Below are 20,668 nucleotides of genomic sequence, written 5' to 3' on the forward strand. Positions count from 1 at the left end.
ATCATACCACTTTTCCTTGTACATTGCAATCAAAGCTAGTTTTTACCAACCTTAATACTCGACTAAAAAATCATACACCTGGGAAAATAGGGCAGCTTTTTCCTCACAGTGGCAAATATGATGTTGGGAATCCTTAATATAAGTAATACGTTTCTTTTTTGAATTAATGGTCCGATACAAATATTCAGCACTTTTGGGCGGCACCATTCCATCGCATTCCCCTTGAGCAATTAAGGTCGGCACTTCTACTTGATGCAAAAGTGGTTTAATAAAGGAGACGAGTTGACGAAATTGCAAGGTTGCCGCTATTGGGGTTTCTTTTATTTTTCTTAAATAACGCTGAAATAATTCATTCTCCCTCAAGTTTCCTCTTAGAGAGTCAATCAGCATTGTTTTTAATTCCACCGCCATTTGTTTTGGATTAATGTAAAGGGCGGCGGCACTTAACAAAATAAGCTTATTAACAGGATAATTGGCTGCTAAATAGGCTGCAATTAAGCCTCCCATTGAAAAACCAATGACATAAACTTCTTCACAGGTTTGAAGGAGCTTCTTTAATTCAGCTTCGGCACATTCAATCCACTGCTGATACTGGACCCCTTTTAATGAAAGTGTTTCACCATGACCCGGAAGTGTGGGCACAGAAAAGCTCCAATTGGTCCGTTCCGATAAATACTCCACCAGCGGTTCTACTTCATAAGGGGCTCCCGTAAAGCCGTGAATACATAAGCAGCCAATCATTTCATTCACCCGCCAAATTGCCTTTTGCTCGTTTAAAAGCTTATTTTTGTAAAGAATTCACAATCTCCTCTAATTTCATCCCACGGGATGCCTTAACAAGCACTAAAGACTCCCCGTTTACATTGTTTACCAATTTGTGAATTAATTCCTTTTTATCTGTAAAGGCGAAAACCCGATTTTCTCCTAAAACTGCACGTGCACCATTTGCGATATGAGCTCCTAATTGTCCGTAAGTAAACAATAAATCAATTTTATTTGGATTTAGGCCCTGACCAATTTGCAAATGATATTGTTCTTCCTGCGGCCCTAATTCCAGCATATCACCTAACACAAGGATTTTTTTATCATACCCTTGAAGGTTCGATACTAATTCAATCGCTGCAATCATCGAGGTCGGGCTGGCATTATAAGCATCATTAATGATTTTTTCCCCATGCTTACCTTCAACAAGCTCCATTCTCATATTTGTAAGCTTGATCCCTGCTAAACCTTCATTCATTTTTTCAAACGGAACATTAAAATGTCTGGCAATCAACATGGAGGCAAGCGCATTTAAAATATTGTGCGTTCCCAAAACAGGAAGCATAAAGCTTTCTGTTGAAGCATTTGTCTTAAACCGGTTACCATGATTGATTTGAATAATGTCTGTCGGAAATAAATCATTGGTTTCATTCCTTCCAAAGGTCTGTACCTCGACATTTCCTTTATAGCGATGGATTCTTTCCATTAATAACGGTTCGTCACCATGCAATACAGCTAGTCCACCTGCTTTTAAGCCTTGCAAAATTTCAAGCTTCGCTTCAGCAATTCCCTCTCTAGAACCGAGGTCAAGCAAATGGGATTCGCCAATATTTGTGATAACAACGGCATCCGGGCAGGCGAGTTTGGTGAGAAATTCAATTTCACCACGTCCGCTCATCCCCATTTCCAAAACAGCAATTTGGGTATCCTCTTCCAATCCTAATATCGTAAGTGGAAGACCAATTTGATTATTATAATTACCTTCCGTTTTTTGTACTTTATATTGGGTCGAAAGCAGGCCAGCAGTTAAATCCTTTGTGGTTGTTTTTCCGTTACTTCCGGTGATTCCTACCACCTTTATATCCAGTTCCTGACGATAGCTTCTTGCTAATTCCTGTAAAGCTGTTAAACAATCATCAACAATTAAAATCGGCAGATGCTCTGGCGGGTTTGGAACATCACTTTGCCAAAAAGCAGCTACAGCACCTTTTTGGATGGATTCCTCTACAAATTTATGGCCATCTACCCGTTCCCCTTTAAAGGGTACGAACAAGGTTCCCGCTTCAATTTTTCTTGAATCGATAATAACTTCTTGGACGACTACATCTTTAAAAGGAGTGATATCATTTTTTACCGTGATCATGTTAGCGATTTGGCTAAGAGTTCTTTTCATCCTTTTTCCCTCCTCTATTCAATTGATTCTCAAAAGAACGGACACGGCGAAAAGCCGTGCCGTTACTGATTATTTTAAAAAGTATATTTAATCTGTTGTTTTTCGTTATGTCTTTCTTTTGCAAGATTGACAAGGCGCTCAATTAATTGTGGGTATTCAACCCCGGTGTGCTTCCATAACAGCGGGAACATACTAAATGGAGTAAAACCAGGCATTGTATTTACTTCGTTAATTAATGCCCTTCCATCCTTTGTTAAGAAGAAATCAGCACGAACCAACCCTGAACAATCCAACGCTTTAAATGCCTGAATCGCCATAGCTTTAATTTGTTTATATTCATCCTCTGTAATTTCAGCTGGAATAATCAACGCGGTCTCGCCATCTTCATATTTCGCTTTATAATCATAAAAATCCTTTTTTGGAACAATTTCTCCGGCTATGGAACATTCCGGCTCATCATTCCCTAGAATACCCACTTCAATTTCACGGGCAGTTACACCTTCTTCGATAATCACCTTGCGATCAAATTGGAAGGCTTCCGCAAAAGCTGTTTCCAATTCTGCACGATTCCGGCATTTACTAATTCCAACACTAGAACCAAGATTAGCCGGCTTTACAAAACATGGATAACCAAGCGCTTCCTCAACCTTTGCATAAGCAGCTTCTTTTTCCTTTTGCCATTCACTTTTAATAAAGGCAACATAGTTTACTTGGGCAAGCCCGGCTTGTGCAAATACATTTTTCATCATCACTTTATCCATACCAGCTGCGGAAGCAAGTACCCCATTTCCGGCATAAGGGAGATTTAATAGTTCTAATAATCCTTGAACCGTACCATCTTCCCCATTTGGTCCGTGCAATAGCGGGAAGATGACGTCAAGAGGTGCTTGTTCCTGTTTATTTCCTTCAAATAAAGCAGGGGCTAATGAAAGTGGGGATAATTCATTCCCCCCGGTAAACTCAAGTTCCTTTACATTCTCAACAGGAGCTTGCAGCTGCGCACCCTTAATCCACTTACCTTCTTCATTTATGTAAATAGGATGAATTTCAAATTTTTCTAGGTCCAGTGCGCGAATGACTGCCATTGCCGTTTGCATAGATACTTTATGTTCAGCGGATTTTCCTCCGTATAATAAACCAAGTTTCGTTTTCATGATAAACCTCCATTTTAAATACTGTTTTTATTTTAGCACTTTCTCAAAAATTTAAGGAATGATGTGATAATCTTTTTTATATTTTATGAAATCAAGTGCTTGGGTCAAAACAATCAAAAAATAAAATCTCTCCAAATTATCAGGAGAGATTAGCGAACATTCAATTTCCACTCTTTTGTTTTTTTATCAAAAATGATTTTAGCATGATATGGTTCTTTTGAAATAATTTCATATTCCTCATACATATCATCCATATTGGCAAAATCACCAATTACCCAGATTGGGATTTCAATCTTTGTACGCTGCTGATCTGCATCTTTCATGGAAATACAGATTCCCTCTTTCATAAACGGAGTTAAGGAAAGAAGAATCTCCTTATTTACGGATGGATAGGTGCGTTTTTTCCTTAAACCTAAAAGGGATTTCTCCAATTTAAGTTTACTTACCTTTCCGGAAATGGCCTCACTAAGTAAATGAAAAAAGTCCTTAAAGCTGCGATAATAAATTTTGTTAAACCAGCCATCATCATGGGCTAAATACACAAATCGATTTCCCAGCTTATTATAGAAGGGCAATTTTAAATGCTGCTTCAAATGACCCAAATATAATAATTCTGCAATTTCTTGGCCTGTCAGCTCATTTAAAACCTCTTCTTCAATAAAATCAATCCAGCAAAAATCTCCGTACCCGTATACATCTTCCCCAGCTAATTTTTTTACGCGATCCTCCGGACAATATTCAAGCAGCGTATGCATATTAAACTCAGTATCATCAAAGCGGTGCTTTAATAAAAGCAAATGATTTAATGAATCTGAAAAAGCAGCAGCAAATTCATCGAATTCAATTCCGTAGGACATTACATACTGATCCGATTGATTTAAGTGTACATAAATAAGATCCCGTATGTCTTGATGATGCTTTTTCAAGGCCAAACTCCTCCGAAAGTTTAAAATTTATCATAAAAAGACAGCTATCGTAAAAACTGCCTATGTGTTATTCCTTATCATTTTACCAAAGAATAGGTCAAATAGCTTATTTCAATTCTTTTACAATTTTAAAGCTTTGATGATGAAAATTGCAAATGGATTATCATAAAAGCTGCTGTTTTTAAAATATCAATGGATTCTTATTTATTAACATATACTAGTAAAGATTCGAAAAAACTTTTCCGTCTCCCCTGTTATCAAACATGCGGGGTAGAAAGGAGCTTTAAATCCATGATTAAGGATATGACTCAGGATGAGATTAGCCTTTATATTATTAAAGTTTTAAAAGAAAATAAAAAAGCTGAATTTGAAGTGATTCTTGAGGAATTGCAGCCTTATGACATTGCGAAAATTTATGAGGAATTACCGGGGAAACATAAAGCTAAGTTTCTTTTATTTCTTAAAAATGATCTTCTCGCAGACCTAATGGAAGAGCTTGATAAGGATGAACAGCTCGAGGTATTAAATAAGCTTGGCATCGAAAAGTCGAGCAAGGTTCTTGATTTAATGGACAATGACGACCTTGCCTTACTATTACATGAACTATCCCCTGAAAAGATGGATTCGCTTTTGTCCGGGATGAAGGCGGAGGAATCTACCGCTGTAAAAGGCATCCTGAATTATCCGCCGGAAACAGCAGGAAGAATCATGACAAATCGATTTGTCTGGATTCGAAACTATTTTTCTGTCAGGGAGGCCGTCGATAAATTAAAGATTTTCGCAGAATTTGCTGAAACCATTAATTATTTATATGTGATTGATGAAGATCGCAAACTGGTTGGCGTTGTTTCCTACCGTGATTTATTATTGGCTGATATGGATGAAAAAATCAATGACATCATGTATGAACGGGTTATTTCTGTTTTAGTGGCGACTGACCAGGAAGTAGTGGCCAGAACAGCAGAACGTTATGACTTCTTAGCCATTCCCGTTGTAGATGATGAAAATGTCCTCGTTGGGATTGTGACGGTCGATGACATTATCGATGTCGTGATAAAAGAAGCAAACGAAGATATTGAAAAACTATCTGCTTCGGGGAAAGCGATTGACTTTGATACAAAAATTTTTGTTGCTGCTGCGCGAAGGTTACCATGGTTAATTTTACTTTTATTTATCGGTCTCATTTCCGGAAGGATCATCTCAAGCTTTGAAGATACGTTAAAACAGGTGGTTGCTTTAGCCTTTTTTATGCCGATGATTGCCGGCATGACTGGAAACACTGGGACACAATCCCTAGCGGTTGTCGTTCGCGGACTAATCTCCCATGATATAGATAAAGGAGTCGTTACCCGGCTTATTGCACGTGAGTTTGGGGTTGGGATTACGATTGGGGTCACATGTGCTGTGCTAATCTCAATTATTGCCTACATCTGGCAGGGGAATATGATATTAGGGGCAGTGGTGGGCTGTTCCCTCTTTTTCACACTTATAATTGGAACGCTGGCGGGAACCATCATTCCTCTAATTTTATACCGCTTTAATGTTGATCCTGCCGTAGCATCTGGCCCGCTGATCACCACCTTAAATGACATCTTTTCCTTAATGACCTACTTTGGTATCGCATCAATGTTTTTACATTACCTCATCTAGGATTTTTGAAACCATCTATCTGCTTCACCCGTCTTATATTTTGTAATATTTCCCTCAATTTCTATTGTGAGGAAACCCATTCTTTGCTAGCATAAAAGTAACAAATGTAAAAATAACGGGTGTGACATATGGATTATTTTTCAAAAAAAGTTGACCGGTTTGATTGGACATTAACGTTAATTTTATTTCTGTTTTTCCTAATTAGCTGTGCCTCCATCTTCAGTGCTCAAGGTGCGGCACAGTATGATGAAAATTTCTTAATCAAACAAGTCTTTTGGTATGTAGTGGGGGCAGCGATTATTTCTGTTGCCATTCTATTCGATGGCTATCAATATAAACGGCTTGCATGGTATCTCTATGGCTTTGGCCTTTTGTTGCTGATTGCAATCATTGTGGCACCGACAAGCATTGCTCCCTATCGAAACGGTGCGAAAAGTTGGTTTATTATTCATGGCCTCGGCATACAGCCTTCGGAATTTGTAAAAACCTTTTTGATTCTGGCTTTAAGCCGGGTCATTACCCAGCATCAAGAAAAGTTTAAGGGAAAATCTCTTAAATTAGACTTCTTGTTACTTTTAAAATTGGGGATTACCACAGCAGTCCCCCTCGGGCTGATTATGCTTCAGCCTGACTTAGGAACCGGTCTTGTGATTTTATCAATTCTTACAGGCCTTATTTTAGTTTCAGGAATCTCATGGAAAATTATATTGCCGATTTACGGCTCGGGGGCAGGCTTTGGAGCAGCCATTCTTTATCTCGTCGTTCAGAAACCGGAACTGCTTGTAAAATATTTAAACGTGAAAACCTATCAATTCGAAAGGATCTATTCCTGGCTTGACCCGGTTAATCATCAAAGTGATTCAGGCTACCATCTAATGAAATCATTAACGGCGATTGGCTCAGGTCTGATAACGGGAAAAGGTTTTGATAAAGGTGAAGTTTACATTCCCGAGGGCCATACCGATTTCATCTTTAGTATTATTGGCGAAGAATACGGTTTTGTTGGCGGCAGTATTGTGGTAGGACTATTCTTCCTGTTGATTTACCATTTAATCAAAACAGCCTTAGATACAAATGACCCGTTTAATACATATGTCTGCATAGGCGTTATCAGCGTAATTACATTCCACGTCTTTCAAAATATTGGCATGACTATCCAAGTGCTGCCAATTACCGGCATTCCGCTACCCTTCATCAGCTATGGGGGAAGCTCTTTAATGGGGAATATGTTTGCAATGGGCTTGGTCTACAGCATGCGTTACCATCATCGGACCTATATGTTTTCTTCCGGCGCATCAGTTGATTCCTAAAGGCAGCGGCTTTACGCTGTCTTTTTCATTTATTTAGGAATGAATGTTAAATTGGTACCATATTTATTTCTTTATAGGACAAACTGGTTTAAACTATAAACATTACAATAGCGAAGGTGAATTATGAAGGATTTTATTTTCTCAATTTTAATGTTTTTATCACAGTTAGGCTATCTCGGAATTGCTTTAGGTTTAATGATTGAAATTATCCCAAGTGAGATTGTCTTGGGTTATGGCGGATATATGATTGCACAAGGTCACATGAACTTTTTAGGAGCGGTCATTGCAGGGACAATTGGCGGAACAATCGCCCAGCTCTTTTTATATTGGGCGGGTTATTACGGCGGTCGACCCTTTCTTGAAAAGTACGGAAAATATGTGTTAATCAAAAAGAGCCACATCGACGTTGCTGAAAGTTGGTTTCAAAAGTACGGGGCAGGCGTCATTTTTTCTGCACGCTTTATCCCCGTTGTCAGGCATGCCATTTCCATTCCAGCAGGGATAGCGAAAATGTCTGTCAGCAAATTCACCCTTTACACCGTTGCGGCGGTATTGCCATGGACCGTCTTATTTCTGTACTTAGGGAAGGTACTGAAGGAAAATTGGTCTCATATTAAAGAATATGCACAGCCCTATGTGCTTCCAATTATAATCGCAGCAATTGTTTTAGCCGCCATTTACTTTATTATCAAAAAAACAAAGAAAACCACCAAATGATGAATTTGGTGGTTTTTTAGGCTGCCGATAGCCTTTTATTTTTTTGGTTCTCTCTAACAATTCACCGCATTAATTTATTAATTAAGTTTTGTCTTTGTAACAAGTCTGTTGATTTCCGCTTCAGGCACTTCGCTTTCCGCGGGCGTGCCGGGGAGCCTCCTCAGCGCTTTGGCGCTTCCGGGGTCTCCCCTGCCCCGTACTCCCGCAGGAGTCTACGTGCCTTACGCTCCAATCAACAGGTGCATTAATAAAAATTTCCACCTCTTAACTATTTAAAATAATTAGTGAATTTAATGTTTAAGCCAAAAGAGGTTCCTCGAACTGAGTATGAATTTGTTTCTATTGATATTAGTTCCGAAGACCACCTTCCAGGCTGGATTGCAATATTATTGATTTTTTTCTTTTGAAAAAGTTCATACTTATTATTTTATGACCGCCCAATTGATCCTCCTATACTGTTTATTGGGTATCTTTTTGGATTGCGTTCAGGTTTAACAATATGGTTGGTGGACGTGTTTTATTTACGGATTCAAACCCATTTAAAGGCAAGCGCAAAATAAGCATAAGTATACAAAGAAGTAGAGGTGGAGACTGGCCAATATTTTGGGAAATTAAATAATTGATTTCCTCCCTGTTGATTGGAGCAAGGGCACTCGACTCCTGCGGGATAGAGAGGTCACTGGAGACCCCACAGGCGCAAGCGCCGAGGAGGCTCCAGGACCTCCCCGCGGAAAGCGAGTGACCGGAGCGGAAATCAACAGGCCCTTTTACAGGGACTAAAATTCGTATTTAGATTTAACAAAGAAAAAAATTGCCGAGAAAAATACCCTTTCTCGACAACCTAGAAGACCACCAATGATTTAGTGGTTTTTTTCTAATCTATGAACTCTGCCGCTTTGAGAACTTCGCTTGGGCCCAGGCATCGAGTTTTTTGACATGGCCCTTCCCAAGGGTAAATCCATATAGGATAAGCAGCACAATAATTAAGGTAAACAAATCAATTTTCCTTGTTGCAATAAAGTTGATGATTCCCATTAATACTTGCGGGATTACTCCAGTCAACGCAAATAATACCGTTGCAACCTTAAACCAGAAACGGGATTGCAGACCGTACCTGGCATACAACAAGAAAAAGGTCGATGACCACGCAAGTACCTCAAGACTCACCAAGATTACCCACTTATTCTCTAGTAAAAAATCCATATCCTATATCTCCCTCCTAAAAATAAAAAAGCCCGGAAAAATATCGTTTCCGACATTTCTCCCAGGCTTTTATCCCTCCGTGTACACCGAAAAGCAGAAGCGCCTTGGTCAGGCGAAACCTTCTTAAACAGTGCGTTTTCTCTCGGACCAGACTAGCTCAATAAAGCAACGGAACCCTAGAAAACTTTTTTCGATATGATTTGTAATCTATTTTAACACAAAAATCCGAAACCAGATACTTCCAAATTCTACTTTTTGAAATGATATGGCAGGGTCGCCACAATCACTTTCTTTTTATAAAGCAGGTATGCACGTATTAATAAACTAGATTGGTTGTGCAAAATATTGTGCCAGCTTTTTTTGGTGATAAATTGCGGAATTAATACGGTAACACGGTAATTATTTTCACTTGCCTTGTGTTCCACTGTATCAATAAATTTACTTAACGGATGCAGAATGCTTCGATAATGGGATTGTAACGTGACAAGCCGGACATCCGGCTGCCATTTCTGCCATTTTTCCTCAAAGCGTTTTTCATCCTCACGATCAAAAGAAACATACACGGCAAAGATTTGATCTGTTAACGACTTTGCATAATTAATTGAGTTTTCCACAACCCGGGTAACCCCTGCTACCGGGACAATAATAACGTTCCCCTCAATCGGTATCGCAGGCTGCTGGTTATAAACACGTAATTGCTCACCAACAGCTTCATAATGCTTATTAATCCGGTGAAATAGGAGGACAATCAGCGGCAAGAAGATAAATACAAACCAAACTTGCCCGAGCTTTGTAATAAAGAAAATCAGTAAAACAGTTAATGTAATTAAAGCACCAATCAAATTGGCAGTTAGCTTTGCTATCCACCCAGCCGGCTTTTCGCGAACCCATTTAATAATCATCCCTGTCTGCGACAAGGTAAATGGAATAAAAACACCTACCGCATAAAGGGGAATTAAATGTTCGGTTTGCCCATGAAAGGTAATAATCAATAATATCGATGCTATACCTAAGGAAACAATCCCGTTAGAATACCCTAGACGGTCGCCGCGAATCGTAAACATCCTTGGCATATATTTATCTTTTGCCAGGTTATAGGCTAGCTGCGGGAAAGCAGAAAAGCCTGTATTAGCTGCTAAAACGAGGATCAGTGCAGTCGTACCCTGTACAAAAAAATAAAGATAATTTCGCCCAAAGGTTTCTTTCGCAATTTGTGAAACAACTGTTTCCTCCGCTTTAGGGGCAATCCCATAATAAAAAGCTAAAAAAGTAATCCCTGAAAATAAAACGGCGAGCAATGAGCCCATTAAGATAAGCGTTTTTGCCGCATTATTAGGAGCGGGATCCTTGAAATTTGGTATCGCATTCGAAATCGCTTCGACACCTGTTAAGGCAGAACAGCCTGACGCAAAAGCGCGAAGCAATAAAAATAAGGTGATCCCCTGTACCGGTGCCCCTATTGGTGCATGATGAACAGTTGGGGAAACATTTCCGGTAACCATTTTGAAAATCCCGACAGCAATCATAATGACAAGGGCAAAGACAAATAAATAGACCGGATAGGCTAAAATGGAAGCCGATTCCGTCAAGCCGCGAAGATTTAAGATGGTAATCAATACAACCAATACACAGGCAATTGAAACGGTGTGCGGGTGAAGCGCTGGAAATGCAGATGTAATTGCATCCGTTCCAGCAGAAACACTTACAGCTACTGTCAGTATGTAGTCAACCAGCAGAGACCCTCCAGCGATTAGCCCTGCATTCTCCCCTAAGTTTTCTTTCGAAACAACATAGGCTCCTCCACCCTGTGAGTAACTAAAAATAATTTGCCGATAAGAAATGATCAGTGCAGCTAATAAAAATAACACGCCTACTGCAATTGGGATCGAGTACCAAAAGGCTATGACACTGATTGTTGCCAAAACGATAAGAATTTGCTCCGTTCCGTATGCAACAGAGGATAGTGCATCGGAGGAAAGAATGGCTAACGCCTTTAATATATTTAACTTTTGTTCGCCCAATGCCGCTGATTTTAACGGCCGGCCAATTAAAAATCTCTTGATAGAAGAGAGCAAGTGATTCACCCACCAGACTTGAAGTAGAGTTACCGATTGATTTTAACACAAGAGGATAGTGAATATGAAGTATTTTCTTTTCGACAAAGTCACAGAATAGATTGCCAATTAACCTAAAAAAACTTTTATTATAACCTTAGTGTTGTCGAAAAATATTAATTTATTAGGGATTGTAGTTTAAAAGAAAAAAAGCTGCTTGGAAGGGATGTATTTAATCTTCCAAACAACTTTTTCAAACTACATTTTGACTCCCTCAACTTCAAGGAGTTTTCTTTTAATCGGGGTGTTGCTCCCCGCATATCCAACTAGACTTCCATTCTTGCCAATTACTCGATGGCAGGGAATGATAATCGGAATTTGATTTGCCCGATTTGCTTGACCGACAGCCCGGACAGCTTTGGGATTCCCAATCATTTCAGCCACATCCGCATAGCTTCTAATTTCGCCAAACGGAATGGATTGGAGCGCTTCCCAAACCTTTTTACGAAAATCCGTCCCTTCAACTGAAAGGGGCAGCTCGAATTGTTGACGATGGCCGTGAAAATACTCATCTAATTGTTTTATCGCTTCACCGCAAAGCTCCGAATCTTCTTTTAATGTCGGGTTTTCTTTTTGATAGTTCAGCCAGTCCTCTTCAAACATCTCAATTCTTTTAACACCTTTTTCATCTGCAATCACATAAAGCTTCCCTATCGGTGATTCGTAAACTGCATAACCTAGTCTCAATACAATCACTCCAGACAAGATACATCTATTTCTATCCATTATACAAAGGATTTAATTTCCCTATACGATACTTCTGCAGCAGAGGAAATGAAAAAACGTTCCTACATTAAAGTAGAAACGATCTTTCCATTGCCTATTTTTCTTTTATTTCCTTGCTGCTTCAATAACTCGCTTCATAGCTTGGATTTGCCCCATATGATTGGCCTCATGGAAGACCGCAAAGTTAGCAATTTCGCCAAATGTTTCTAGACCAAGGAATGGGGTTGCAAGCCGTTCATTTAAACTCTCCGCCGGAACCTCTTTAATACGATTGATTTGCTCTTTTAACTGGCGTGTTAATTCTGATATGGACGGAACATCGCCTTGCCAATCAGCAGGCTTCGTGCCCGTTGCAAATAACGTCATATAATTCTCTGGCAGGTTAGTTGATTTTTTAGGGAACCCAAACATAAACTGCTCGGCCACCGTTAACACATGGCCAATATGCCAATGAATGGTGTTATTAAAACCTTCCGGCTGTACATCCACAATCGCTTCATCTAAAGCATCAATATTTTTAAGAAGAAAGTTTCTCGTTACCTCAAAATGCTTGAATAATAATTCACTCATATCCTAGCCCCCTCCGATTTTGGTCGCTTCTATTTTAACCCAAAATCATCCAACTTTGAAAATCAAACGCCTTACATTTCATCAGGAGCCTCAACACCTAACAGACGTAAACCTTCTTTCAGAACGACCGTAACCGAATAAACTAGGGCTAAACGTGCTTGCTTCTCATCATTGTCCTCTAGAATTTTCACTTCTCCATAATACTTATTAAAAGCTTGGGCTAGGTCTACTACATATTTAGCGACTTGGGAAGGATCGAACTGGTTAAGTGCTCTTTTGATGGCATTTGGGAACTCCATGAGCATAGTAATAACCTTCCATTCTTTTTCCCAAGAATAATCAATACCGCTTGGCTGCCAATCGGCGGACCAATTTCCTTTTCGTAAAATGGAGCAGGCCCGAGCATGCGTATATTGAACATATGGTCCCGTTTCTCCCTCAAAACGAAGCATTTCTTCTAATGAAAACTCAATATCATTCATTCTGAAATTCTTTAAGTCGTGGAAAATAACCGCTCCTACACCAACTTGCTTCGCAACCATGTCCTTGTTCATTAGATTTGGATTTTTCTCTTCAATATTATGACGGGCCATGGAAATTGACTCATCTAATACCTCTTCTAATAAAACAACCTTCCCTTTTCTTGTCGACATTTTTTTTCCGTCTTTTAACATCATGCCAAATGGAATATGGACCATATTCTTTGCCCAGTCATACCCCAGTTTTCCTAAAACAGCTTTAAGTTGTTTAAAATGGAGACTTTGCTCATTTCCAACAACATATAAAGACTTATCAAAATTATAGGTTTCCTGGCGATAAAGAGCAGCAGCTAAATCACGGGTAGCATACAGTGTGGCCCCGTCTGACTTTTTAATCAGGCATGGCGGCAGCTCTTCTTCTGTTAATTCCACCACTTGAGCATGATCCGATTCTACTAGCAATTGTTTTTCCTCAAGAAGCTTTACAACACGGTCCATTTTATCATTATAAAAAGCCTCGCCGTTAAAGGAGTCAAACGCAACGTTCATTAAATCATAAATTCTAGAGAATTCTTTCAGAGACTCATCGCGGAACCATTGCCATAACTCATGTGCTTCCTCGTCACCATCTTCAAGCTTTTTGAACCAGCTTCTGCCTTGGTCAACAAGGGATGGATCCTTCTCTGCCTCATCATGGAACTTAATATAAAGAGTCAGTAACTCCTTAATTGGGTTTTGCTTTACCTTCTCCGCTTCTCCCCAAAGCTTATAAGCAGTAATTAATTTACCAAACTGTGTACCCCAGTCACCGAGATGGTTAATTTTCACTGGTTTATAACCGCACTTTTCAAGAATTAGAGCAAGCGAATTCCCAATAACTGTAGAGCGCAAGTGGCCCATTGAGAACGGTTTGGCGATATTTGGAGAGGACATATCAATCGGTACCTGTCCGCCATTTCCTATCGCCTGCATACCATAACGGCTTTCTAGTGTGTTGATTTCCTTGATTACTTGTTCTGAAACCTGCAGTTTATTTAAAAATATGTTTAGATAAGCGCCAATTACTTCAATTTTTTCAAAAAGTGGCGATTGAATTGTACTGCTTAGTTCCTGGGCTATTTGATTTGGTGACTTTCGTTTAACTTTTGCCAGTGTAAAGCATGGAAACGCCATATCGCCATGTTCTTGGTTTTTTGGTTTTTCAATAAGTTGTTCGAGATCCTGAACTGAAATCTCTCCTTTTAGCGACTCAAAAAGTATTTCGGCAAGCTCTTTCTTAAAATTCACTTTAAAACCTCCAATAATTTTTATCCCAAATAAAAAACTCCCGCCTCTAAAAAAGAGACGAGAGTTATCCCGCGGTACCACTCTAATTGTTCACAAAGAACCAGCTTACGCTTGGTAACGGAGCATTCTCCGGCATATCCTACTGTTACTTCGGACGGCATCTCAAAAGTGCGCTTCATTATCTTCTCTTGGTTTCAGGCTCCCACCGCCCCTGAATCGCTATGACCTCACAGATAACTACTCTCTTTATCATTGATTTTCGATGTTAATTACCAGATATTATACTGGAACATAAGGGATTTATCCAGTGCTTGTTTAGTAATTTTCCTTATAAGAGGAAATCCTAATGGAAAGGAGGGATTTTTTCATGGCTAGAAGAAATAACAAAATTCTCGTCCCTGGAGCAAGGGCCGGACTGGATGAATTAAAAGCCAGAGTTGTCAATGCCAAGAGCCCGGAGGACGCCAAATTTGAGGCGGCAGAGGAGACGGGTGTACCGTTAAAGAAAGGATATAACGGCCAGCTAACCTCTGAGCAAGCCGGAAAGGTCGGAGGCAGACTTGGCGGCAGCATGGTTCGTGAACTCGTGAAAATGGCGCAGCAGAACCTTGGAAAAAAATAAACACATGCATAAATCACTGTTTTTAAAAGGCATTACTTTCTTCGCAGATAAAACCTAAACTACCGCAGATAAATTTCCATTTTCCGCAGATAAATGCTTTTTTAAACCATAAAAGGGGCGCCCCAAAATAGAGGGCACCCCTTTTATGCTTCTTGATGCTGTACATTTTGCCGTTTAAATTTAACAACAAAGAATGTTAGGGTTGCTGCAAGGAAAGCAACAAAGAAAATGGAAATAAACTCGATATTTTCCCACATAAAGCTAAAATCGCCTGTGGAAATAATCGCCCTGAATCCTGCAATGGAATATGTCATTGGCAGGAAGTGATTAATTTTTTGCAAAATCCTTGGCACTAATTCAATCGGATATGTCCCAGCGCTGCTGGTTAATTGCAAAATCAAAATAATAACGGCCAGGAAGCGCCCTGGATTATCCAATACCGTTACAAGGAATTGAATAATCGCTAAAAACGTCCAGCTTGTAAAGATACTCAGCAGAATAAATAGCAGAACACTTTTAACCTCTAATCCAAGCCCCGCAAGAAGGACAATATCCGCAAGCAGTGCCTGCCCTATTCCAACGATTAACAAAATCCCTAATTTACCTGCAAACCAACTAAAGCCGCTTTTCGGTTTCCTTGCAGGTTCAAACATTGGGAAGATAATCGATAACATTAAAGCCCCGACAAACAAGCTTAATGATAAGAAGTAAGGTGTAAAACCCGTACCATAATCGGGAACATGATTCATTCGGTCTTCTATCAGTTTAACTGGCTTAGCGAACATATTATAAATACTGCTATTCGCTTTCACATCACTTGCATCTTGGGCTCCATCCTGTAGTTTATCATTTAATTCCTTCGACCCATCTGCTAGCTTTTCCATCCCGTTAGTTAAATCAGCAGAACCATTATCAAGTTTGGACATTCCTCCATTTAAGCTTTTTGTTCCATCATACAACTGACCGGTTCCTTTTGCTAATTGCTTTGACCCCTCTGCAAGCTTATTGGTTCCATCTTGAAGCTTGGATGAGCCGGCTGCTAATTCATTTAAACCAGAGGAAAGATTACTGCTTCCGTCTGTTAATTGGCTGAATCCTTTCTTTGCTTCATCCAATTTATCACTAAAGGTGGTCAGACCTGCTGTTAATTGAATCTGTCCATCTTCGAGTTGTTTTGCACCGGAAGCCAATTGATTGACGCCACCTGCAAGTTGGGATTGGCCATTGTTCAATTTATTTGCACCGGCTGCTAACTGATCTGACGCCTGTTTTAAAAGCTCTGCATTGCCTGAAAGAGCATCTACACCAGCCGTAACCTTCTGGCTTCCTTCTGATAATTTTTTCAAATTCCCTTTTAAGCCTTCAAGTTTTGCCTTTTCAACCGGGTCATTTGTTTGCTCTTCCATTTGCGTTACAAACTCAATTGTTCCCTGTAATCCTTCGCTAACCTGAGCTGAACCGGTTTTTGCATCTCCCGCTCCTGCCCTCCATTTATCCATGGAGGAAGAAAGTTTCGTTGCACCATCTGCTAGTTGCTTTGAGCCATTTTGCAAATTTGGCATTTTCGAAGCGGCTGAATCAAGCCCATCAGATAATTGCTTTGCACCTGCTTGAGACTTCTGGGCACCTTCTAATAATTTGGCATTACCATCCTGCATTTGACTGAGCCCAGTATCAAATTTCTTCAGTCCGTTTTGAAGATCCTTAGAACCAGATGAAGCAGACTGTAATCCCTGTGAAAAGGCAATCGATTTTTCCGCAAGAGTTTTTAAATTTTGTTCGATTTTATTTGTACCACTATTTACTGAACTTGCACCATCGGTTAATTTCGCAGCCCCATTTTTAGCTGTACTAATGCCAGTGGTTAACTCTCCGGCACCATCCTTAGCAGAAACAATCCCTTTATGAAGGTCGCCTGCACCATCACTTGCCTTATTTAATCCTTTAGCCACATCTTTGATTTGATCAAACATGGATTCGGCATATGTTTCTGTAACAGCACCTGCCACTTCTTCTTTAATCTTTTCAATTGCGGAATCACCAATCTTAGATGAAAGATAATTCGTTCCCTCATTCGGTGTATAAATAAGATTTAGTTTTTTCGGATGATTGCTTTGTAGTGTCGTAGCATTTTTTGAAAAATCTTTTGGAATTTCGATTTTGATATAATAATCCTGTTTTTCCAAGCCTTTATTTGCTTGTTTTTCACTTACAAATTTCCAGTTAAAGCTTTTCTTATCCTTTAACTTTTCTACTAAGTCATTACCAATTTCAAGCTTATCCCCATTATATACGGCACCTTTGTCATGATTGACAACGGCTACTGGCATTCGATCTACATGGCCGTATGGATTCCAAAACGCCCATAAGAACGTCCCGCTGTAAAGCAATGGAATCGTCATGACGCCAATAATGGCAATTAGCAGTTTACGGTTATGGATAATCCCCAATAGCTCACTTTTCAGAGATGATAAAGCTTTCATGTTTAACCTCCTATTTGGATAAAATCCATAATATTGACCAAAATCCCCATTCAGTCAGATTTATTTAAATAAAGAAGATTATCAAATTGATAATCCTTTTAATAAAAAGACCTTCATTAGCTCTGCAATTCGCTCTGAACTTAATGGTTCATGATTTTTTTCCCAATCAGAAACAAGGGCAATGTACATTTTTAAAAGCAAAAAGCTGGTCATTTCCGGGTCAGCTGCCGGAATAGCTCCTTTAGAAATGGCTATTTCAATTTTTTGCTTTAAGTATGCAATAATTTCATCTTCCACATGCTGCAGCATTTCAGAAACCGCCAATGTTCCCATTTCCTTTTCTTCTTGAATCAATTTAATCATAAGCTGGTGCTGTGAGCGGAATTCTAATAAACGGTAAAGGGCCCGATGGACGTTCTCTGTAAAGGGCAACCCAGGCTCGATTACATCTTCTGCCTCAGCAATCATCTCTTTGACCAATGAAGAAACTATTTCTTCAAACAGCTCTTCTTTATTTTTGAAGAAAGTATAAATGGTACCTTTCCCAACATTCGCAAGTCTCGCCACTTGATCCATTGTCGTTGCTTTATAGCCAAATAAAGAAAAAGACTTCGTCGCCGCCTCTACAATCAACTTTCTACGATCTGTTGCCATACGAACCCCCTTTTTGACCATTTTGGTTTTTTAGTCATTTTTTTAACGAGTTTAACTATATCACAATGAACTATTGGATTCAATATAAAAACAAGGCCTTTTTTAAAAGAGCCTTGTTTTTACCTATTTAAGTTGTCCTTTAGCATCAAAATCATTCTTTCAGAATACTCGTTCTCTTGCAACATTCGGTTTAAACTCCTTCTCCGGAATGGTTAATAAGATAACCGCAACAATAATAAACACTCCGCCCAACAATTGATAAGCTCCGAACGATTCCTTTAACCATGCGATCGAAAGGATGGCAGTCACAAGTGGTTCGATACTAGATAAAAGCCCTGTTTCGATGGCTGTTAAATATTTTAAGCTTCCAATATAGAGTAAAAAGGAAATCGTTCCGCTTAAAAGAATAATAATGAGCATCGAAAATGTACTGATTGTCAATGTCTGAGCCACGTGATGAAAACTAAATTGCCTTTTTAATGACCACAGTATCACTCCGCCAAGCAGCATCCCCCAGCCAACAATTTGTAAGGTTCCCCATTGTTTAATCAAAGACTTAGGATGCAGCGTATAAAAAGCAAAGGTGACCGCTGTTAAAATTCCATAAAGAATTGCCCGTTTCGATAATATAACATTTTCAATTGAGCCATTTGTAATCAAATAAAATGTCCCCAACACGGCGGCAACCACTGCCAATAATTGCATTGGTGCCGGAAGTTTCTTTTTCCGGGCAGCAACATAAATCGTTATGATGATGGGACCCAGAAATTGAAATAATGTAGCCGTAACCGCGTTACTCTTATCAAGCGTTTCAATAAATGTATATTGACCGGCAAGCATCCCTATCACAGCAAAAATACATAGTTGAATCCAATCCTTCGGGTGCTTCCAAATTTCAAAGATATTGTGTTTGGTAAAAAGCAAAAATCCTAAAATCGTAATACCAGCAAACAATAGCCGGACAACTAAATAATCTCCTGATGATAAGTCTGTACGATTAAAAAGCCACTGAATCATAGGTCCGGATAAACCCCAAAAAGTTGCTCCGCTTATGATCATCATCAGCCCTATGTGTCTAGATGGTTTCATGATGAATTAATACCTCCATTGTCAATTCCTAATTTTCAAAATAACATAGTGGTATTATATAAGACATCTGATACTATAAGAAGTATCAGATTCACAAGATGAATGGGGGTCAGTTCTTTGTTGGAATTCACGCCAAATCTCAACACTCAACATAACGAGCCATTATATATGCAGTTATATAACTTTATTAAAAAAGAAATAAAAACAGGGAACTTACCAACAAACACGAAGCTTCCCTCAAAGCGCAAACTTTCAACGTATTTACAAATTAGCCAGAATACAATTGAAGCAGCCTATGGTCAGCTTTTGGCTGAAGGCTACATTGAGGCAATGCCTAGACGGGGATACTATGTTTGTGAACTGGAACAAGCGAATTTCACGATTAAGCGGGATGTTCAATTTGTCGAAGAAAAAAAACATAAGGAGCAGTTTTTTGCTTATGATTTCACCTATGCCGGTGTGGATGCCGGGTCGTTCCCGTTTGGAGTGTATCGGAAAATAACCAATGAAGTTCTACGGGTAGAAAATGAACAAGTACTTTCCCTTGGACATCCTCAGGGCGATTTCGGGTTACGCGAAACGATTGCAAAATATTTATTTGAATCACGCGGGGTTCATTGCTCACCCAGCCAAATTGTCATTGGGTCTGGGACACCTTACTTATTAAGTCTCTTATTCAAACTCTTACATGGAAGTAAATTTGCCGTTGAAGATCCCGGCTATCATGGGCGTCTTTTTCTCAATGGACAAAATAGTGTCGATGTTCAAATGATTCCTCTCGACCAAGGGGGGATCATATTATCTGAATTAGATCAAAGCGGGGCAAATGTTGTCTGTGTCACTCCATCCCATCAATTTCCTTGCGGGATGATCATGCCAATTTCACGAAGAATGCAGCTAATAAACTGGGCGGAAAAGAAAGAGGACCGCTTCATTATTGAGGATGATTATGACAGTGAATTCCGTTATAGCGGAAAACCGATTCCTGCCCTTCAAGGACTCGATAAGTATGAAAGAGTCATTTATATGAGCACTTTTTCCAAAGCCCTGCTCCCATCAATACGGATAAGCTATATGGTTTTACCACGGCCATTAATTAAAAAGTATCAAGCTGAATTATTTTTCTATAACCAAACGGTATCAAGGATTGATCAAGAGTTCTTAAAACGATTTATGCAGCAGGGATATTGGGAAAAGCATATTCAAAAAGTGCGGGTGGTCTATCAAAAAAAGCGAGATTCACTGATTTCAGCAATTTCTAGCTATTTCCCTGATACCGTTGACATTATTGGGCAAGACTCAGGACTTCATATCTTAATAAGGCCTAATAATGGCCTGAACGAGCAAGAACTAATTGATAAAGCTAAAGAATTTAGTATTAAAGTGTATCCCGTCTCCCCTTATGGCAAAAACGACGGCAGAACCGTCTTACTCGGTTTTGCCACTTTGATTGAAAAAGAAATAGTTGAGGCCATTCAGTCACTTGCGAAGGCTTGGTTTTATTGATTCTTTTTGGATTAAAAAAGTCC

17 protein-coding genes, 1 riboswitch and 1 other annotated feature are annotated in these 20,668 nt (G+C 39.4%); of the genes, 5 read left to right on the forward strand and 12 right to left on the reverse strand.

Annotation, left to right across the window (positions count from 1 at the left end):
• Window positions 1–51: 51 nt before the first annotated feature.
• The 4 genes from ACFQZ9_RS14180 to ACFQZ9_RS14195 form a co-directional block, all read right to left on the reverse strand.
• Entirely contained in the window at window positions 52–741 is a 690-nt protein-coding gene (locus ACFQZ9_RS14180) for an alpha/beta hydrolase (RefSeq protein WP_498944288.1), read from the reverse strand.
• Between the two features lie 40 nt (window positions 742–781).
• The gene (locus ACFQZ9_RS14185) at window positions 782–2,155 is read right to left on the reverse strand and encodes a UDP-N-acetylmuramoyl-tripeptide--D-alanyl-D-alanine ligase (protein WP_198313555.1); all 1,374 of its coding nucleotides are present in this window, start codon (window positions 2,153–2,155) and stop codon (window positions 782–784) included.
• A 74-nt stretch (window positions 2,156–2,229) separates the two neighbouring features.
• Entirely contained in the window at window positions 2,230–3,309 is a 1,080-nt protein-coding gene (locus ACFQZ9_RS14190; protein WP_198313556.1) for a D-alanine--D-alanine ligase, read from the reverse strand.
• Window positions 3,310–3,458: 149 nt separating this feature from the next.
• The gene (locus tag ACFQZ9_RS14195; protein WP_198313557.1) at window positions 3,459–4,235 is read right to left on the reverse strand and encodes a hypothetical protein; all 777 of its coding nucleotides are present in this window, start codon (window positions 4,233–4,235) and stop codon (window positions 3,459–3,461) included.
• A gap of 291 nt (window positions 4,236–4,526) precedes the next feature.
• On the opposite strand from ACFQZ9_RS14195, the gene mgtE reads away from it, so the two are divergent.
• The 3 genes from mgtE to uptA all read left to right on the forward strand — a co-directional run bounded on the left by mgtE (window position 4,527) and on the right by uptA (window position 7,912).
• Window positions 4,527–5,885, forward strand: a complete 1,359-nt coding sequence (gene mgtE / locus ACFQZ9_RS14200) for a magnesium transporter (RefSeq protein WP_198313558.1) — start codon at window positions 4,527–4,529, stop codon at window positions 5,883–5,885.
• 128 nt (window positions 5,886–6,013) lie between these two features.
• Window positions 6,014–7,195, forward strand: coding sequence for an FtsW/RodA/SpoVE family cell cycle protein (locus ACFQZ9_RS14205; RefSeq protein WP_498944289.1), 1,182 nt, complete (start codon window positions 6,014–6,016; stop codon window positions 7,193–7,195).
• 120 nt (window positions 7,196–7,315) lie between these two features.
• Window positions 7,316–7,912, forward strand: a complete 597-nt coding sequence (gene uptA, locus ACFQZ9_RS14210; protein ID WP_198313593.1) for an undecaprenyl phosphate transporter UptA — start codon at window positions 7,316–7,318, stop codon at window positions 7,910–7,912.
• Window positions 7,913–8,791: 879 nt separating this feature from the next.
• Here the strand turns inward: uptA and ACFQZ9_RS14215 are convergent.
• From ACFQZ9_RS14215 to argS, 5 genes are all read right to left on the reverse strand, one after another.
• Entirely contained in the window at window positions 8,792–9,115 is a 324-nt protein-coding gene (locus ACFQZ9_RS14215; RefSeq protein WP_498944290.1) for a hypothetical protein, read from the reverse strand.
• Between the two features lie 56 nt (window positions 9,116–9,171).
• Window positions 9,172–9,306, reverse strand: a riboswitch (guanidine-I (ykkC/yxkD leader).
• A 57-nt stretch (window positions 9,307–9,363) separates the two neighbouring features.
• Complete coding sequence (gene kimA, locus ACFQZ9_RS14220; RefSeq protein WP_198313561.1) at window positions 9,364–11,190, reverse strand: potassium transporter KimA; 1,827 nt, start codon at window positions 11,188–11,190, stop codon at window positions 9,364–9,366.
• A 237-nt stretch (window positions 11,191–11,427) separates the two neighbouring features.
• A complete protein-coding gene (locus ACFQZ9_RS14225; protein WP_232490269.1) occupies window positions 11,428–11,916 on the reverse strand; it encodes a methylated-DNA--[protein]-cysteine S-methyltransferase in 489 nt (162 codons plus the stop codon).
• Window positions 11,917–12,060: 144 nt separating this feature from the next.
• Window positions 12,061–12,525 carry a DinB family protein gene (locus tag ACFQZ9_RS14230; protein WP_498944291.1) on the reverse strand — a complete coding sequence of 155 codons (465 nt, stop codon included), beginning with the start codon at window positions 12,523–12,525 and terminating at the stop codon, window positions 12,061–12,063.
• Window positions 12,526–12,596: 71 nt separating this feature from the next.
• Complete coding sequence (argS, locus tag ACFQZ9_RS14235) at window positions 12,597–14,291, reverse strand: arginine--tRNA ligase (protein WP_498944292.1); 1,695 nt, start codon at window positions 14,289–14,291, stop codon at window positions 12,597–12,599.
• A gap of 50 nt (window positions 14,292–14,341) precedes the next feature.
• Window positions 14,342–14,553: a binding site (T-box leader), on the reverse strand.
• A gap of 105 nt (window positions 14,554–14,658) precedes the next feature.
• Here argS and ACFQZ9_RS14240 point away from each other — a divergent pair.
• Window positions 14,659–14,913: an alpha/beta-type small acid-soluble spore protein gene (locus ACFQZ9_RS14240; protein ID WP_198313565.1), complete on the forward strand. Its 255-nt coding sequence runs from the start codon at window positions 14,659–14,661 to the stop codon at window positions 14,911–14,913.
• Window positions 14,914–15,056: 143 nt separating this feature from the next.
• Here the strand turns inward: ACFQZ9_RS14240 and ACFQZ9_RS14245 are convergent, their stop codons facing one another.
• The 3 genes from ACFQZ9_RS14245 to ACFQZ9_RS14255 all read right to left on the reverse strand — a co-directional run bounded on the left by ACFQZ9_RS14245 (window position 15,057) and on the right by ACFQZ9_RS14255 (window position 19,139).
• Window positions 15,057–17,396 carry a YhgE/Pip family protein gene (locus tag ACFQZ9_RS14245; protein WP_498944293.1) on the reverse strand — a complete coding sequence of 780 codons (2,340 nt, stop codon included), beginning with the start codon at window positions 17,394–17,396 and terminating at the stop codon, window positions 15,057–15,059.
• A gap of 81 nt (window positions 17,397–17,477) precedes the next feature.
• Window positions 17,478–18,050 (reverse strand): TetR/AcrR family transcriptional regulator, encoded by a 573-nt coding sequence (locus ACFQZ9_RS14250; RefSeq protein ID WP_498944294.1) that lies wholly within the window; start codon window positions 18,048–18,050, stop codon window positions 17,478–17,480.
• 159 nt (window positions 18,051–18,209) lie between these two features.
• Window positions 18,210–19,139, reverse strand: coding sequence for a DMT family transporter (locus ACFQZ9_RS14255; RefSeq protein WP_198313568.1), 930 nt, complete (start codon window positions 19,137–19,139; stop codon window positions 18,210–18,212).
• Between the two features lie 117 nt (window positions 19,140–19,256).
• Between ACFQZ9_RS14255 and pdxR the strand changes: the two genes are divergently transcribed.
• Window positions 19,257–20,645 (forward strand): MocR-like pyridoxine biosynthesis transcription factor PdxR, encoded by a 1,389-nt coding sequence (gene pdxR, locus ACFQZ9_RS14260; RefSeq protein WP_498944295.1) that lies wholly within the window; start codon window positions 19,257–19,259, stop codon window positions 20,643–20,645.
• Window positions 20,646–20,668 lie beyond the last annotated feature (23 nt).

The organism is Neobacillus sp. GCM10027624 (assembly GCF_042675345.1).
Taxonomy (GTDB): Bacteria; Bacillota; Bacilli; order Bacillales; family Cytobacillaceae; genus Neobacillus; species Neobacillus cucumis_D.